The 460-nt window shown below is 56.5% G+C and carries 1 protein-coding gene; it reads left to right on the top strand.

Annotated features, from left to right (window positions below):
* Positions 1–48 precede the first annotated feature (48 nt).
* The coding region (locus tag QP982_RS10640; RefSeq protein ID WP_284870543.1) for a helix-turn-helix domain-containing protein at positions 49–460 on the top strand (412 nt) is incomplete at its 3' end.

Below are 460 nucleotides of genomic sequence, written 5' to 3'. Positions count from 1 at the left end.
GGGGTGTGCACAACCACGGTGTATAACCGGCGGGCTAGTTTAACCACTATGAATACCCGCAGTCGGATAACACCTGGTGATGTATCTCGTGTTGGCACTGGTCGGCGGCTAGGGCTGGCCGAACGCTTACTTATTGCCGATTGCCTGCGGGCAGGTCATTCGCACCGGCGTATCGCCCAGATAGTCTGTCGTAGTCAATCCACTATCAGTCGTGAAATCGCACGCAACAGCGTCGATGGTATCTACGATGCCTATCACGCTGATCAGGCCAGCCGCGGGCGTCTTGCTCGTCCAAAGCCGCGCAAACTCGATGACAATCGATTTTTGCGCGCCCAGGTTGTCAATCTGCTCAACCGTGGCGCCTCGCCGCGTCAGGCCAGTGGCAGGTTGGCTGCACTGTGGGGTGATAATACGTCCATGACTATTAGCCACGAGTCGATTTACCAGGCCCTTTACGTAC

This window comes from Corynebacterium sp. MSK019, assembly GCF_030232425.1.
In the GTDB taxonomy this organism is placed as follows: Bacteria; Actinomycetota; Actinomycetes; order Mycobacteriales; family Mycobacteriaceae; genus Corynebacterium; species Corynebacterium jeikeium_D.
Note: the sequence above shows the minus strand (reverse complement) of the source record. Positions and strands in the feature narration are given on the sequence as shown.